This window comes from Erwinia aeris, from assembly GCF_041224955.1.
Taxonomy (GTDB): Bacteria; Pseudomonadota; Gammaproteobacteria; order Enterobacterales; family Enterobacteriaceae; genus Erwinia; species Erwinia aeris.
The window spans coordinates 54,654-69,285 of the sequence record NZ_JBGFFX010000009.1; the positions used below are offsets into that span (position 1 = coordinate 54,654).

Below are 14,632 nucleotides of genomic sequence, written 5' to 3' on the forward strand. Positions count from 1 at the left end.
CAGTTCTCCTTTGCCTGGGCGGTTTAACCGCCCAGCAGCATATGTATACGTGTCAGGCCTGCCGCCAGGCGGTCGACCTCTTCCTCGCTATTATACAAAACAAAGGAAGCACGACACATCGCCGGGACGTCGTAGTGATGCATCAGCGGCATGGCGCAGTGGTGACCGGTACGAATGGCAATACCGTAGCGATCCAGGAAGCTGCCCACGTCATAGGCGTGATGCTTGCCCAGATTAAAGGCGATCACGCCTGCGCGATGCTGCGGGCCGTAAATGACCAGATCCGGCACGGAGGCCAGCTTGTCCATCGCGTAGCGCATCAGCGCCTGCTCGCGCTGCGCAATGTTATCCAGCCCCAGCGCTTCCACCCATTTCAGCGCCGCGCCAAGGCCCATGATGCCGCCGGTATTCGGCGAGCCTGCCTCAAAGCGCCACGGCGCGGCAGCGTAGGTGGTGCCGGCAGTCAGGCTGACGGTGGCGATCATCGATCCGCCTCCTTCCCACGGCGGCATTTGATCCAGCATGGCTTTACGCCCGTACAGGATGCCGATGCCGGAAGGCCCGTATATTTTATGGCCGGAGAACAGATAAAAGTCGCAGTCCAGATCCTGCACGTCGACTTTTGCATGCATCACGGCCTGTGCGCCGTCAATCAGCGTAGCGACGCCTGCGGCTTTCGCCTGCGCCACCAGTTCTTTGACCGGATTGATGGTGCCCAGCACGTTGGAAACGTGCGTAACGGCCAGCATACGGGTGCGGCTATCCATCAGTTTTGGCAGCGCGGCCAGATCCAGCTCGCCGTCGGCCGTCAGAGGGATAAAGCGCACTTCCGCGCCGGTGCGCTCGGCCACCATCTGCCACGGCACGATATTGGCGTGGTGTTCCATCTCGGTAATGATGATGTTGTCGCCGGGCTGCAGCTGGCTGCCGCCCCAGCTGCTGGCAACGAGGTTAATCCCCTCGGTCGTGCCCTTAACAAACACGATTTCCTCTGGCGAAGCGGCGTTAAGGAAACGCGCGGCGTGCGCGCGAACCTCTTCCATCTCCGTGGTCGCTTCGGCGCTCAGGGTATGAATACCCCGATGCACCGCCGCATAGCCGTGCTCGTAGAAATGGCTTTCCGCATCGATCACCGCCTGCGGTTTCTGCGCGCTGGCGGCGCTGTCAAGGTAGGCCAGCGGCTGGCCATTCACTTCTCGCGCCAGAACAGGAAAATCGGCCCTGACGCGCGTCAGGTCAAAACTCATTTGATGCCTCCGGGGAAGCGCTGTGCGATACGCTGCATCACCGCCTCCTTGAGTACCTCGTCCGTGATGGCTTCGGTAAGCTCGGCGGCAAAGGCGTAGATAATCATGCGCTGAGCAGATTCTTCGCTGATGCCGCGAGCGCGCAGATAGAACATCTGTTCGTCGTCGATACGGCCAATGGTCGCGCCGTGGCTGCACTTCACGTCGTCAGCATAGATTTCCAGCTGCGGCTTGGTGTCCACTTCCGCCAGGCGTCCCAACAGCAGGTTGTTGTTGGTCATCTGGCCATCGGTTTTCAGCGCGTGCTTCGCCACTTCGATCTTGCCGTTGAACACCGCACGGGCTTTGTCACGCACGATGGTTTTATGCAGCTGACGGCTCTGGCAGTAGCCTTTGTTGTGCTCCAGATAGGTTCGGCTGTCGCACACTTCTTTCTCTACCGGCAGCATCAGACTGTTGATCGACAGCTCGGTGCCCTCGCCGTTCAGCTGCGTGCTGGTATTGTGACGGGCCAGCCCGCTGCCCAGCAGGAAGCTGTGGCTCTGCACGCGCGCATCACGTTCGATCAGCAGATCGTTATGCGCAAAATGGTTGCTGCTTGCGTGCTCGAAAGCCAGCTTGTAGTGCGTCAGTCGCGCATTATTGCCTACGGTCGCGGTAAAGCGAGCGCCGGTAAAGTGCGTGCTTTCATTCAGGCTGACGTAATGCTCGATAATCGTCGCCTCTGCGCCGTCGTCCAGCTGCAGATGGTGACGATAGTGCGAGGTGTTCATCTCGTCCTGCGCGCTGCCGCTGCTGATATGCAGCAGGTAAACGGCACGTTCTGCCGATTTGCCGCGCGGCAGATGGATAGTGGTCACCTCTTCCGCCAGGCTTTCCGTCAGATGCAGGAAAACTTCAGGCTGGATCGGTGCGCTCAGCTCGCGGCGGCCTGCGGCAATCTGAATATCAAACTGATCCCAGCTGCTGTCGCTCAGCTGCGCGTTGAACCGGCCATCGACGAAAACCAGTTTAATCGCGTCAATATTCAGCGCCAGCGCGGCAACGTCCGCTGCGCTCAGCTCGGCGGCCGTCGGCAGCACGAAGTTGTGCGCCAGCAGGCCATCCAGCGGCGTATATTTCCAGTTCTCATGCTTGCGCGTCGGCAGCCCTAAACGCAGCACCTGCTGCCAGTGCTGTTGAGCCTGCAAAGAACGCTGCTCGCCCTGGGTCTCGAACAGGTGATGCCACTGCTGCAGGGCGTTTTCACTATTCCTGTTCGGTAAGCCAGCCATAGCCTTGCTCCTCCAGTTGTTTCACCAGCGAGAAATCGCCTGATTTCACGATTTTTCCCTGATAGAGCACGTGCACAAAGTCAGGCTTGATGTAGTCCAGGATACGCTGGTAGTGCGTGACGATGATAAAAGCGCGCTTGCCGTCACGCAGCGTGTTCACGCCGTTTGAAACGATTTTCAGCGCATCGATATCCAGACCGGAGTCGGTTTCGTCAAGGATGCAAAGCTCCGGCTCCAGCGCCGCCATTTGCAGAATGTCGTTGCGTTTTTTCTCGCCGCCGGAGAAGCCGACGTTGACTGAACGGGTCAGCAGATCTTCCGGCATTTTCAGCAGGTGAATTTTGTCTTCGATAAAGTCCTGGAAGTCGAAACGATCCAGCGATTCCTGGTCGCGATATTTACGCACGGCGTTGACTGCCGTTTGCAGGAAAAACTGGTTGCTGACGCCAGGGATTTCCACAGGGTACTGGAAAGCCATAAAGATGCCTTCGCCCGCGCGATCTTCCGGCGACAGCTCCAGCAGATCTTTGCCTTTGAACTCAATAGAGCCGCCGGTGATTTCATACTCTTCGCGGCCCGCCAGCGTCGCGGAAAGCGTACTTTTCCCTGAGCCGTTCGGCCCCATAATCGCGTGGACTTCGCCCGGCTTCACCTCAAGGTTCAGGCCGCGCAGGATCTCTTTGTCTTCGATACTTACCTGTAAATCTTTAATGCTTAACATAATCTTTCCTGGGCAATACCTCTCGGCATTGCGCAAAATGAATAAGCAGCGGGGATCAGCCCACGCTGTGTTCGAGGCTGATCGCCAGCAGTTTTTGCGCTTCCACCGCAAATTCCAGCGGCAGCTCGGAGAAAACGTCCTTGCAGAAGCCGTTGACGATCATGGAGATCGCATCGTCTTCGCTGATGCCGCGCTGCAGGCAGTAGAACAGCTGATCTTCGCCAATGCGCGAGGTCGTCGCCTCGTGTTCCAGCTGCGCGGTGTTGTTGCGCGCTTCCACATATGGGAAGGTGTGCGCGCCACACTCGGCGCCAATCAGCATGGAGTCGCACTGCGTAAAGTTACGGGCATTGGTCGCCGTCGGCATAATTTTTACCAGGCCACGATAGGTGTTCTGGCTTTTACCCGCCGAAATCCCCTTGGAGATAATGGTGGATTTGGTGTTTTTGCCGATATGGATCATCTTGGTGCCGGTATCGGCCTGCTGATGTCCGCTGGTCAGCGCCACCGAGAAGAACTCGCCCACGGAGTTATCGCCGCGCAGGATCACGCTTGGATATTTCCAGGTGATCGCCGAGCCGGTTTCCGACTGCGTCCAGGACATCTTGCTGTTTTCGCCTTCGCACAGCGCGCGCTTGGTCACGAAGTTCAGGATGCCGCCTTCCGCTTCGCCGCCGGCGAACCAGTTCTGCACGGTAGAATATTTTACTTCCGCATCTTTATGGATGATGACTTCCACCACCGCCGCGTGCAGCTGATAGCTGTCGCGCACCGGCGCGGAGCAGCCTTCGATATAGCTGACGTAGCTGCCTTCATCGGCAATCAGAATGGTGCGCTCGAACTGGCCGGTTTTCGCCGCGTTGATGCGGAAATAGGTGGACAGCTCCATTGGGCAGCGCACCCCTTTCGGGATGTAAACGAAGGTGCCGTCTGACGCTACCGCCGAGTTCAGCGCCGCGAAGAAGTTATCGTTGGCCGGCACCACGGTGCCCAGATACTGTTTTACCAGCTCAGGGTGATCGTGGATCGCTTCGCCAAAGGAACAGAAAATAATGCCCTGCTCCGCCAGCTTGCCGCGATAAGTGGTTGACACCGACACGGAGTCGAAAATGGCGTCTACGGCCACTTCCTGCCCTTCGCGTACCGGCACGCCCAGCTGTTTAAAGGCGTTTTCCACTTCTTCCGTCAGGTAGTTCGGCGCCGCGGCGCCGGAAGTCTGCTGTGCGCCAGGCTCTGAGGCGCAGCTGTCATCGCAGCTGCCGCAGGACGGTGCGGAATAGTAGCTGTAATCCTGATAGTTCAGTGACTTATAGTTAGCTTTCAGCCAGTGTGGCTCTTCCATCTCCAGCCAGGCCGCGTAGGCTTTCAGGCGGAAATCAAGCATCCACTCCGGCTCATTGCGTTTAGCAGAGATCGCACGTACCACATCCTCGTTGATGCCGTTGGCGAACTCCTCGGTTTGCAGCTGAGTGAAGAATCCTTCCTTGTACTTCTGGCGGCTTCCTTCCCAGACCTGCACGTCGTCTGATGTATCAGTATTTCGGGACATAAAATTTACTCAACGCCAAAGCTCTCACCACAGCCACAGGCGTGTTGAGCTTTAGGATTATTAAATTTGAAAATCTGGTTCAGGCCTTCACGAACGAAATCGACTTCGGTTCCGTCGATAAAAGGCATAGCCTGCAGCGGCACATAAAGATTCGCGCCGTTATGGGTAAACACTAAATCATCTGACGCAGGCTCTTTAATCAAATCCATGGTGTAGCCGAATCCGGCGCAGCCGGACGTCTTAACGCCCAGCTTTAAACCCTTAACGTGCGGGTCGCTGGCGGACAGCGCGATGATTTGCTGTGCGGCGCTGTCGGTAAGCGTCAGTCCTTTCCAGACGAAATCGTCCGGCGAAAAAGAAGCGGTCGTTGCTGATGGCATAACATTACCTCGCGAGTCGGTAGCCCTGCGGGCTGATACCCCTATGTTAGTGATAATGATTGTCTCTTCAACCTCTTGTTTTGCAGGGATTAAGGCCAACCGGGCTTTTTTGGGCCTCTTTATTCAGTTTAGACCCTGTGAAGAGGTTTGCGATGTGTGTCACGCAGTGATTTAACGAAATGGTAACACATTGAAAAGCAGCCAGTAAATATCAGCCGCGCTGCGCTAAGCAGGAATAATAGTTATTTTACCCCTTTCATCCTTAACGCGTATTGTTATTACCAATTTATCTGAGAGGCAGCATAAATCGATAAAAATTTTTTGCGCCAGCGTTGAATAATGCGCCAGTTATAATATGATAATGATTATCATTAGCGTGAATGGGTCCCGGAATGAATCTGACGATGAGTGCCTGGCTGCAACATAAAATTGATGAATACAAGTTTTCCATCCGGGATATCACCGTTGATTACACTATGGCGCAGGCCAAAGTGAATCGGCCTGAATGCACCCTGGAACAGCTGCGTAAGTTTAACGATACCTGTCTTGATATGGCCGAGCTCTGCCAGCTAAACGGCGATGACCAGAGCTATCTGCACGCGCTCGGCAGGCTGCATCAACGTCTGTTGCAGGAATTGGGCAATCCCGAGCGGGAACGCCTCTTCCGTATGCAAGCCTGGCAGCTGGCGCGCCACTCGCTTACCCGTCTGTGCCATCAGCTCGCGCTGAGCGGCGAATGGGATAAGGCGACCGCGCTGCAAAATGAGTTTGTGCGCAAAGCCTCGCGAATTATGTAGCTCGCCGCCAGAACAGACCATTATACCCTGGCGGCGTGAAGATATCTGCTCTGGCATTACCGAACGCTGCTTAAAGCAGCTCCAGCAGCGCCTGTAAAGGATGCCGCATGCCGTTACCCTCGAGGCGTTTCACCTGGCTGCGGCACGAATAGCCGGTCGCCAGGCAGCGCTGGCGCGGCAGTTTTTGCAGCGCCTGATGCCATGACAGCTCATAAATACCCAGCGAGTTAGCCAGATTTTTTGTTTCATGCCCGTACGTGCCCGCCATACCGCAGCAGCCTACGCTGACGTTTTCCAGTTTTGCGCCAAAGCGCGCGAATATCCCTGCCCACTGCTGGCTGGATGCGGGTAGCGCAGTGACTTCCGTACAGTGGCCGAACAAGTACCAGGCTTCGCCGCTTTGCGGGACGGGCTGGCGCGCCGGCAGCGCATTTTGCAGCCATTCATGCACCAGCTGCACGTGGAAGTCGCCGCGTTTTTCGCCAAGGATCTCTTTGTATTCGTCGCGGTAGCAAAGCACCAGCGCCGGATCGACGCCGACCATCGGCAGCTGGAGTTTCGCCACGCGATTAAGAAAATCCGCCGTTTTCTGCGCGGTTCTGGCGAAGCGCTGTAAAAAGCCTTTGATATGCTGCGCCTTGCCGTTGGGCGAGAAAGGCAGCACCACCGGCCGATAGCCAAGCTTCTCCACCAGCGTCACAAAATCGCTGACCAGCCTGGCTTCGTAATAGCTGGTAAACGGATCCTGCACGATCAGCACATGCTGCGCGCGCTGCGTTTCGCTCATTGCCTCAAGCTGCTCCAGGGTGGTGGTCACCGCCCGCTGCCCGGCCAGCTGCTGCTTCAGATTGGGCGAGGAAAGCAGCGGCAGATCGACCATGCCGATATGATCCTTACTCAGCCTGCGCACCAGCGGCTGGCGTAAAAAGAAGTTAAAGAACGTGGGCGCTTTTGCCATCAGCGGCGCGTAGCTTTCCACGCCGGCGACCAGGTGATCGCTGACCGGACGCAGATAGCGGGTGTGGTAAAGCTGCAGGAAACGGGAACGGAAGCCGGGCACGTCGATTTTTATCGGACACTGCGTGGAACAGGCTTTACAGGCCAGACAGCCCGACATCGCCTCTTTCACCTCGTGCGAGAAATCATATTCGCCGCGCTTCGCGTGCCAGCTGTTACGGGTGCGCTCGATCAGGCCGCGCAGGCTGACTTTCGCCTGGGGCAGCGAGCGTTCCAGCGCCAGCGGATCGACGCCCTGCTCCGCCAGCAGCCGCAGCCATTCGCGGGTCAGCGTGGCGCGGCCTTTCGGCGAGTGAATACGATTGCCGGTGATTTTCATCGACGGACACATCGGGCTGCGCACGTCAAAATTAAAACACAGACCGTTGCCGTTGCACTCCATCGCGCCGCGCCAGTCGCTGCGCACGTTGACCGGAATTTGACGATCGAAGGTGCCGCGCTTTACCGCATCCACTTTCATCATCGGCTCGTCAACGCCCAGGGGCGCACAAATTTTCCCCGGATTAAGCCGGTTATCGGCATCGAAGGCCGCCTTGATGCGGCGCAGATCGTTATATAACGCTTCGCCAAAAAACGCCGGGCTGTATTCGGCGCGAAAGCCTTTACCGTGTTCACCCCACAGCAGGCCGCCGTAGCGTGCCGTCAGCGCCACCACCTCGTCAGAGATCTGCTTCATCAGCATTTCCTGCTGCGGATCGCACATATCCAGCGCGGGGCGCACGTGCAGCACGCCCGCATCGACATGGCCAAACATGCCGTAGCTCAGGTTGTGGCTGTCCAGCAGCTGGCGGAACTCGACGATATAGTCCGCCAGATGCTGCGGCGGCACACAGGTATCTTCGACGAAAGGGATCGGTTTGGCGCGGCCTTTGGCGTTGCCGAGCAGCCCGACCGCTTTTTTACGCATGGCGTAAATGCGCTCAATACCGCCAATATCGTTGCACAGCTGATAGCCGATAATGCCCGCCTCGCCGGCCGCCATCAGGCTTTCCAGCCGCTGGCAAAGTGAGGCGACCTGACCGTCGATCAGCGCCTTATCGTCTCCGGCGAACTCAACAATATTCAGCCCCAGCATTTCCTGGTCCGGCACGTCGGCGATCAGCTCGCTGACCGAATGCCAGACGATATCTTCCCGTGCCAGGTTCAGCACCTTTGAATCAACCGTTTCAACCGACAGCGCCTGCGCCTCCACCATAAAAGGTGCGCTGCGCAGCGCCGAGTCGAAGGAATCATATTTGATATTGACCAGCCGTCGCACTTTGGGGATCGGCATGATGTTCAGGCGGGCTTCGGTAATAAAAGCCAGCGTGCCTTCTGCGCCGCATAGCAGACGGGTTAAATCCACCTGCTGCAAATCGTCGCTGATGGCGTGGCGCAGATCGTAGCCGGTCAAAAAGCGGTTGAGCTTTGGAAACTTCTCAACAATAAGGTCACGGCGATCGCGGCAGCATTCCAGTACCGTGCGATAGATTTCGCCCTCGCGCGTTTGCTCCGCCGCCAGCTGCTCCGCCACGCCTGTCGGGATCGCCCGCGTATCCAGCAAGTCGCCGCCCAGCAGCACTGCGCGCAGCCCTAAAACGTGATCGGAGGTTTTGCCATAAACCAGCGAGCCTTGCCCTGACGCATCGGTATTAATCATGCCGCCGAGCGTGGCGCGGTTGCTGGTGGAGAGTTCCGGCGAGAAGAAGTAGCCCAGCGGTTTCAGGGCGGCGTTGAGCTGGTCTTTGATCACCCCCGCCTCTACTTTTACCCATCCCTGCTCCACATTAATGTCCAGAATGCGGTTCATATAGCGGGACATATCGACCACGATGCCCTGATTCAGCGCCTGGCCGTTGGTGCCGGTGCCGCCGCCGCGCGGCGTAAAGACCAGGCTTCGATAGCGCTCTTCGCCCGCCAGACGAGCAATCAGCGCAACATCAGCTGTGGATCGGGGGAACAGCGCCGCATCGGGCAACAGCTGATAGATGCTGTTATCGGTGGACAGGGTAAGACGGTCGGCATAGCTGGTAGCGGTATCACCGGTAAAACCCTGCTGCTCTAACGCCTGCAAAAAATTCAGCACCAGTTGAACGAGGCCCGGCGCCTGAGAAATCTGTGGGATCATTATCGTGTGACCAGGTTGTGTTTGAGGTGTAACGTTTGCTCTTTCTTATGGTTTTATCACATTTTTTTATGACCTGTCGCCCTTTCAAAACCCCAGCGAAAAGAATAACGTGCCGTTTGTGTGGAAAATGCGTTTAATACATCAGGAGCGGAATGTCCGCTCCTGCTTTCCGGCCTTTCTGACGACTTTATTACTTGAGGTTAATGGTCATACATGAAGAACACGCAAAACGGATGGGATATGCTGCAAATCATCTTCTCCATCCTGTTTATTACGCTGCTGATCGTCGCCTGTCTGTGGGTGGTTCAACCCTTTGTGCTGGGATTCGCCTGGGCGAGCATGGTGGTGATCGCCACCTGGCCTTTGATGCTAAAAATCCAGGGCTGGCTGTGGGGGCGCCGTTCACTGGCGGTGATCGCCATGACGCTGCTGCTGGTGCTGCTGTTTGTTATCCCCGTCGCGCTGCTGGTTAACAGCCTGATTGAGAACAGCGGGCCGGTAATCGCCTGGGCGACCTCGGGGCATGTGATGCTGCCGCAGATGCTGTGGCTACACGACATTCCGCTGGTGGGCAAAAAGCTCTATTCCGCCTGGCGTCATCTGGTGGCGGGCGGCGGCACGGCGATGGTGGCCAGCGTTCAGCCCTATATCGGGCGCACCAGCATCTTTTTATTCGCGCAGGCCGGACACTTTGGTCGCTTTATGCTGCATCTGGGACTGATGCTGCTGTTCAGCGTGCTGCTTTACTGGCGCGGTGAGCAGGTGGGTAACGGCATTCGCCACTTTGCCTATCGGCTGGCCCATCGTCGCGGCGACGCGGCGGTGCTGCTTGCCGGTCAGGCCATCCGCGCCGTGGCGCTTGGCGTGGTGGTTACCGCGCTGGTGCAGGGCGTATTAGGCGGTATCGGCCTGGCCATTTCCGGCATTCCTTACGCTACGGTACTGACGGTAGTGATGATCCTCTCCTGCCTGGTGCAGCTGGGGCCGCTGGTCGTGTTGATCCCCGCTATCATCTGGCTCTACTGGAGCGGCGATACCACCTGGGGCACCGTCCTGCTGATCTGGAGCTGCGTGGTGGGCACGCTGGATAACGTGCTGCGGCCAGTGCTTATCAGAATGGGTGCCGATTTGCCGATGATTTTGATCCTTTCCGGCGTGATCGGCGGGCTGGTGGCGTTCGGCATGATCGGCCTCTTTATTGGTCCGGTAGTGCTGGCAGTCTCTTATCGACTGGTATCGGTCTGGATGCATGAAGAACCCGCGCCCAGAGACGATCCTGAAGAGGTCGTTGAAGAACTTGCTGAAATAGAACAGGAAAATTCAGTTAAGCAATAACTTTAAGGCGGTTAGCATGCCTGACCGCCTTAATGCTTTAAAACCACCTATTACTTTAAAAGGCGCATTTGTTAAGCAACTTTTACCATTATCCGCCGGTTTTTCGCCCTTCCCGTCTCACTTACCGGCAATTGATTAATATAAGTACACATATCGCCCCTTACGCCTGCAATTTCAGTGATTAAATATTATCGTCTTTAAACTAATAAGAGGATTCTTAAAGACTCACTTCAGCGGGGGGAATAGTATATCGGTTATGTTTAGCAGCAACGCGCTGATTTATAAACAACCTTTTTCCCCAAACACCCTAAAGAATTGCTGTGTGTAGTCTTTGCCCATCCCATGTGATGGGCTTTTTTTTATCCATAGCAAAGCAAAAAGGCCGAACAAGTCGGCCTTTCACTGCATCTGGTAATGAATCGCTACGCTTTAGGCAGTTCTGCCAGGCTTAACCAGGTCTGAACTACCGTGTCCGGATTGAGCGACAGGCTGTCGATGCCCTCTGCCATCAGCCATGCGGCAAAATCTTCGTGATCGGATGGCCCCTGGCCGCAAATGCCCACGTATTTTCCGGCTTTTTTCGCCGAACGGATCGCCATCGACAGCAGCGCCTTCACCGCATCGTTACGCTCATCGAACAGTTCTGATACCACGCCGGAATCCCTGTCCAGCCCCAGCGTCAGCTGCGTCATATCATTTGAGCCGATGGAAAACCCGTCGAAGTATTGCAGGAACTCGTCCGCCAGCAGCGCGTTAGAAGGGATTTCGCACATCATAATGATTTTTAATCCGTTCTCGCCACGCTTCAGGCCCTGACGCCCCAGCTCTTCCACCACCGCTTTCGCCTGCGCGACGGTACGCACGAACGGCACCATCACTTCGACGTTGGTCAGCCCCATTTCGTTGCGCACGCGCTTGACGGCCTCGCACTCAAGCGCAAAGCAGTCGCGGAAGCTGTCGGCCACGTAGCGGCCAGCGCCACGGAAGCCCAGCATCGGGTTTTCCTCTTCCGGCTCATAGTGCTCGCCGCCGACCAGGTTAGCGTACTCATTGGTTTTAAAATCCGACAGGCGCACAATCACCCTTTTTGGCGAGAAAGCGGCGCCCAGCGTGGCGATGCCTTCCGTCAGGCGGGCAATATAGAACTCTACCGGATCGTCAAAGCCTTTCATCATGCTGCGGATCTGCTGCTGCAATTCCGGCGTCTGACGGTCGAACTCAAGCAGCGCTTTAGGGTGCACGCCGATCATGCGGTTAATAATAAATTCGAGTCTCGCCAGCCCCACGCCCTCATTAGGCAGACAGGCGAAGTCGAAGGCGCGATCGGGGTTGCCCACGTTCATCATGATTTTCAGCGGCAGCGCGGGCATTTCATCAACCTGTGAGCTTTTTACCTCAAAGTCGAGCAGATCGTCGTAAACATAGCCGGTGTCGCCTTCTGCGCAGGAGACGGTGACCTTATGGCCATCCTTCAGAAGCTCGGTAGCGTTGCCGCAGCCGACCACGGCAGGAATACCCAGCTCGCGGGCGATAATGGCGGCATGACAGGTACGCCCGCCACGGTTGGTGACGATGGCCGACGCCTTCTTCATAATCGGCTCCCAGTCGGGATCGGTCATATCAGTGACCAGCACGTCGCCTTTTTCGATGCGGTTCATCTCGCTGATATCGTGGATCACTTTGACCTCGCCCGCACCGATACGGTGGCCGATAGCGCGTCCCTCCACCACTACGGCACCTTTCCCCTGTAGCGTATAACGCTCCATCACCTGGCCGTTGGAGCGCACGGTTTCCGGACGCGCCTGCACGATAAACAGCTTGCCGGTATGGCCATCCTTCGCCCATTCAATATCCATTGGCCGCTGATAATGTTTTTCAATCTGCACCGCCTGTGCCGCCAGCGCTTCCACTTCTTCGCTGCTGAGGCTGAAACGGTCACGCTCCGCTTCCGGCACGTCTTCGATTTTGACCTGCTCGCCGTGCGCCTGCGAATCGGCGTAGACCATACGGATTTTTTTCGAGCCCATGTTGCGACGCACGATAGCGGGACGACCCGCCGCCAGCGTCGGCTTATGCACATAAAATTCGTCCGGGTTAACCGCGCCCTGAACCACCATCTCGCCCAGACCATAAGCGGAAGTAATAAACACCACCTGATCGAAGCCCGATTCGGTATCAATGGTAAACATTACGCCAGCGGCGCCGGCATCGGAGCGCACCATCCGCTGTACGCCAGCCGACAGGGCGACGCCGCGATGATCGTAGCCCTGATGCACGCGATAAGAGATCGCCCTGTCGTTAAACAGCGAGGCGTAAACATGCTTCACCGCCACCAGCACGGCGTCGAAGCCCTGTACGTTCAGGAAAGTTTCTTGCTGGCCGGCGAAAGAGGCATCCGGCATATCTTCGGCCGTAGCGGACGAGCGCACGGCGAACGAAGCCTCGGCGTCGTCAGCGGAAAGCTGCTGGTAGGCTTCACGGATAGCCTGCTCCAGCTCTGGCTGAAAAGGCGTCTCTACAATCCACTCGCGGATCTGTTTACCCGCTTTTGCCAGTTCGTCCACGTCATCAATATCGGTTTTGTCCAACAGCGTATGGATGCGCTCACTGACGCCGCTCTGATCGAGGAACTGATTGAATGCATCGGCCGTAGTGGCAAAACCGTTGGGAACGGAAACGCCAAGCGATGACAAATTAGTGATCATTTCACCCAGAGAGGCATTTTTGCCGCCCACCCGATCAACATCGTTCATGCCAAGCTGGTTATACCAGAGCACAAACGGCAGTGCGCCTTGATTGGACATTGAAGCAATCCTTTTATGAATGAATTAATGGAAATAGCATCGTGCGTTTTTGAGCCTGGCACATTCCGTGTATGGAAAGAAACTGTTGAATCGTTCAAGCTGACTAAAAGGAAAACTTTAAGACTATTCCGCGAACAGCAATCTTATTTCGGGCGATAAAAATATATTTAAGCTTATGATATATAAGATTATTTTAATTAAAATGGCTATTTAGAAAAGGAAGAGATGTGGCGAGCTATTTTGATTCCCTTTTAGCATGCTTTTCCGGAAAATAGCGCTTTTTACGCATGACAAACAGGAACGTTATTTCATTAATCCCCTTTTTCAGCCCCGTCTTTCTTTTTATAAAAACAAAAAGTTCATTACAATGAGAAGTGAAATTTTAATTTAATTTCGTCAGCTGGCGCTAATTGCTATAAGACTGTAGTTTAATTTACTCTGCCACTCAGTTTCTTAGGGATCGAAAAATGGACAGCAACGAACGCAGCGTATTTTATATTTCTGACGGAACGGCCATTACCGCTGAAGTGCTCGGCCACGCGGTGCTTTCGCAGTTTCCTGTCAACATTAACAGCGTGACGCTGCCCTTTGTGGAAAACGTGCAGCGGGCGCAGGCGGTCAAAGCGCAGATTAACGCTATCTGGCAGAAAAGCGGCCTGCGCCCGCTGGTGTTTATTTCTGTGGTTACGCCGGAAATCCGGGAAATTATTCTGCAAAGCGAAGGCTTTTGTCAGGACATCGTCCAGTCGCTGGTGGCGCCGCTTCAGCAGGAGCTGGGCATAGCGCCCGCACCGGTCGCCAACCGCACGCACGGTCTGACGGCCAACAACCTGGGCAAGTACGATGCGCGCATCGCCGCCATCGACTACACCCTGGCACATGACGACGGTATCTCGCTGCGCGGGCTGGAGGAGGCGCAGGTGATCCTGCTGGGCGTTTCGCGCTGCGGCAAGACGCCGACCAGCCTCTATCTGGCCATGCAGTTTGGCATTCGCGCCGCCAATTATCCTTTTATCGCCGACGATATGGATAACCTGAAGCTGCCGCCCGCGCTGCGGCCTTTCCAGAACAAGCTGTTTGGCTTAACTATCGATCCCGAGCGGCTGGCCGCGATCCGCCAGGAGCGGGCGGAAAATACCCGCTACGCGTCCATGCGGCAATGTCGGCTGGAAGTCGGCGAGGTGGAAGCCCTGTTTCGTACCCATCAGATCCGTTACCTCAACAGTACCAATTACTCCGTTGAGGAAATCGCCACGAAAATTTTAGATATCATGGGCCTGACGCGTCGAATGTACTGAGGCGCAGCCGTTTTTTGATTCCGCGCCAGAAAAAGTGATATTTATCCCGTTGCGCCGTTCTGTCCGGCGTTTCGGGTTGAAATCCACGCCGTGTCGGGTTTAT

General features: G+C 56.1%; 11 protein-coding genes. 4 read left to right on the forward strand and 7 right to left on the reverse strand.

Translation table 11 applies throughout. From position 1 onward, the window contains the following. Positions 1–23: 23 nt before the first annotated feature. From sufS to sufA, 5 genes are read right to left on the reverse strand one after another with little or no spacing between them, the layout of a single operon-like run. The gene (sufS, locus tag AB6T85_RS15175) at positions 24–1,247 is read right to left on the reverse strand and encodes a cysteine desulfurase SufS (protein WP_369896026.1); all 1,224 of its coding nucleotides are present in this window, start codon (positions 1,245–1,247) and stop codon (positions 24–26) included. Then, positions 1,244–2,521 carry a Fe-S cluster assembly protein SufD gene (sufD, locus tag AB6T85_RS15180; protein WP_253454449.1) on the reverse strand — a complete coding sequence of 426 codons (1,278 nt, stop codon included), beginning with the start codon at positions 2,519–2,521 and terminating at the stop codon, positions 1,244–1,246. Before sufD ends, sufS begins: the two co-directional genes overlap by 4 nt. Next, positions 2,496–3,242: a Fe-S cluster assembly ATPase SufC gene (gene sufC, locus AB6T85_RS15185; protein ID WP_125289775.1), complete on the reverse strand. Its 747-nt coding sequence runs from the start codon at positions 3,240–3,242 to the stop codon at positions 2,496–2,498. Before sufC ends, sufD begins: the two co-directional genes overlap by 26 nt. Positions 3,243–3,297: 55 nt before the next feature. Next, the gene (gene sufB / locus AB6T85_RS15190; protein WP_125289774.1) at positions 3,298–4,791 is read right to left on the reverse strand and encodes a Fe-S cluster assembly protein SufB; all 1,494 of its coding nucleotides are present in this window, start codon (positions 4,789–4,791) and stop codon (positions 3,298–3,300) included. A gap of 5 nt (positions 4,792–4,796) precedes the next feature. After that, positions 4,797–5,171, reverse strand: a complete 375-nt coding sequence (sufA, locus tag AB6T85_RS15195; protein WP_125289773.1) for a Fe-S cluster assembly scaffold SufA — start codon at positions 5,169–5,171, stop codon at positions 4,797–4,799. Positions 5,172–5,563: 392 nt separating this feature from the next. Between sufA and AB6T85_RS15200 the strand changes: the two genes are divergently transcribed. After that, a complete protein-coding gene (locus AB6T85_RS15200; RefSeq protein WP_253454450.1) occupies positions 5,564–5,968 on the forward strand; it encodes a hypothetical protein in 405 nt (134 codons plus the stop codon). Between the two features lie 70 nt (positions 5,969–6,038). Here AB6T85_RS15200 and ydiJ read toward each other — a convergent pair whose 3' ends face one another. Then, complete coding sequence (ydiJ, locus tag AB6T85_RS15205; protein WP_369896028.1) at positions 6,039–9,092, reverse strand: D-2-hydroxyglutarate dehydrogenase YdiJ; 3,054 nt, start codon at positions 9,090–9,092, stop codon at positions 6,039–6,041. 213 nt (positions 9,093–9,305) lie between these two features. Between ydiJ and ydiK the strand changes: the two genes are divergently transcribed. Next, entirely contained in the window at positions 9,306–10,427 is a 1,122-nt protein-coding gene (gene ydiK, locus AB6T85_RS15210) for an AI-2E family transporter YdiK (RefSeq protein WP_253454452.1), read from the forward strand. A 16-nt stretch (positions 10,428–10,443) separates the two neighbouring features. Continuing rightward, complete coding sequence (locus AB6T85_RS15215) at positions 10,444–10,566, forward strand: hypothetical protein (protein ID WP_369896030.1); 123 nt, start codon at positions 10,444–10,446, stop codon at positions 10,564–10,566. 283 nt (positions 10,567–10,849) lie between these two features. Here AB6T85_RS15215 and ppsA read toward each other — a convergent pair whose 3' ends face one another. Next, the gene (gene ppsA, locus AB6T85_RS15220; protein ID WP_301251801.1) at positions 10,850–13,231 is read right to left on the reverse strand and encodes a phosphoenolpyruvate synthase; all 2,382 of its coding nucleotides are present in this window, start codon (positions 13,229–13,231) and stop codon (positions 10,850–10,852) included. Between the two features lie 467 nt (positions 13,232–13,698). Here ppsA and ppsR point away from each other — a divergent pair, with 467 nt between their 5' ends. Then, entirely contained in the window at positions 13,699–14,529 is an 831-nt protein-coding gene (gene ppsR, locus AB6T85_RS15225; protein ID WP_125289768.1) for a posphoenolpyruvate synthetase regulatory kinase/phosphorylase PpsR, read from the forward strand. Positions 14,530–14,632: the final 103 nt, after the last annotated feature.

Excerpts from the sequence above, each read along its gene's own strand:
- sufS (WP_369896026.1), bottom strand. The coding sequence starts at position 1,247 with ATGAGTTTTGACCTGACGCGCGTCAGGGCCGATTTTCCTGTTCTGGCG.
- sufD (WP_253454449.1), bottom strand. The coding sequence starts at position 2,521 with ATGGCTGGCTTACCGAACAGGAATAGTGAAAACGCCCTGCAGCAGTGG.
- sufC (WP_125289775.1), bottom strand. The coding sequence starts at position 3,242 with ATGTTAAGCATTAAAGATTTACAGGTAAGTATCGAAGACAAAGAGATC.
- sufB (WP_125289774.1), bottom strand. The coding sequence starts at position 4,791 with ATGTCCCGAAATACTGATACATCAGACGACGTGCAGGTCTGGGAAGGA.
- sufA (WP_125289773.1), bottom strand. The coding sequence starts at position 5,171 with ATGCCATCAGCAACGACCGCTTCTTTTTCGCCGGACGATTTCGTCTGG.
- AB6T85_RS15200 (WP_253454450.1), top strand. The coding sequence starts at position 5,564 with ATGAATCTGACGATGAGTGCCTGGCTGCAACATAAAATTGATGAATAC.
- ydiJ (WP_369896028.1), bottom strand. The coding sequence starts at position 9,092 with ATGATCCCACAGATTTCTCAGGCGCCGGGCCTCGTTCAACTGGTGCTG.
- ydiK (WP_253454452.1), top strand. The coding sequence starts at position 9,306 with ATGAAGAACACGCAAAACGGATGGGATATGCTGCAAATCATCTTCTCC.
- AB6T85_RS15215 (WP_369896030.1), top strand. The coding sequence starts at position 10,444 with ATGCCTGACCGCCTTAATGCTTTAAAACCACCTATTACTTTAAAAGGC.
- ppsA (WP_301251801.1), bottom strand. The coding sequence starts at position 13,231 with ATGTCCAATCAAGGCGCACTGCCGTTTGTGCTCTGGTATAACCAGCTT.
- ppsR (WP_125289768.1), top strand. The coding sequence starts at position 13,699 with ATGGACAGCAACGAACGCAGCGTATTTTATATTTCTGACGGAACGGCC.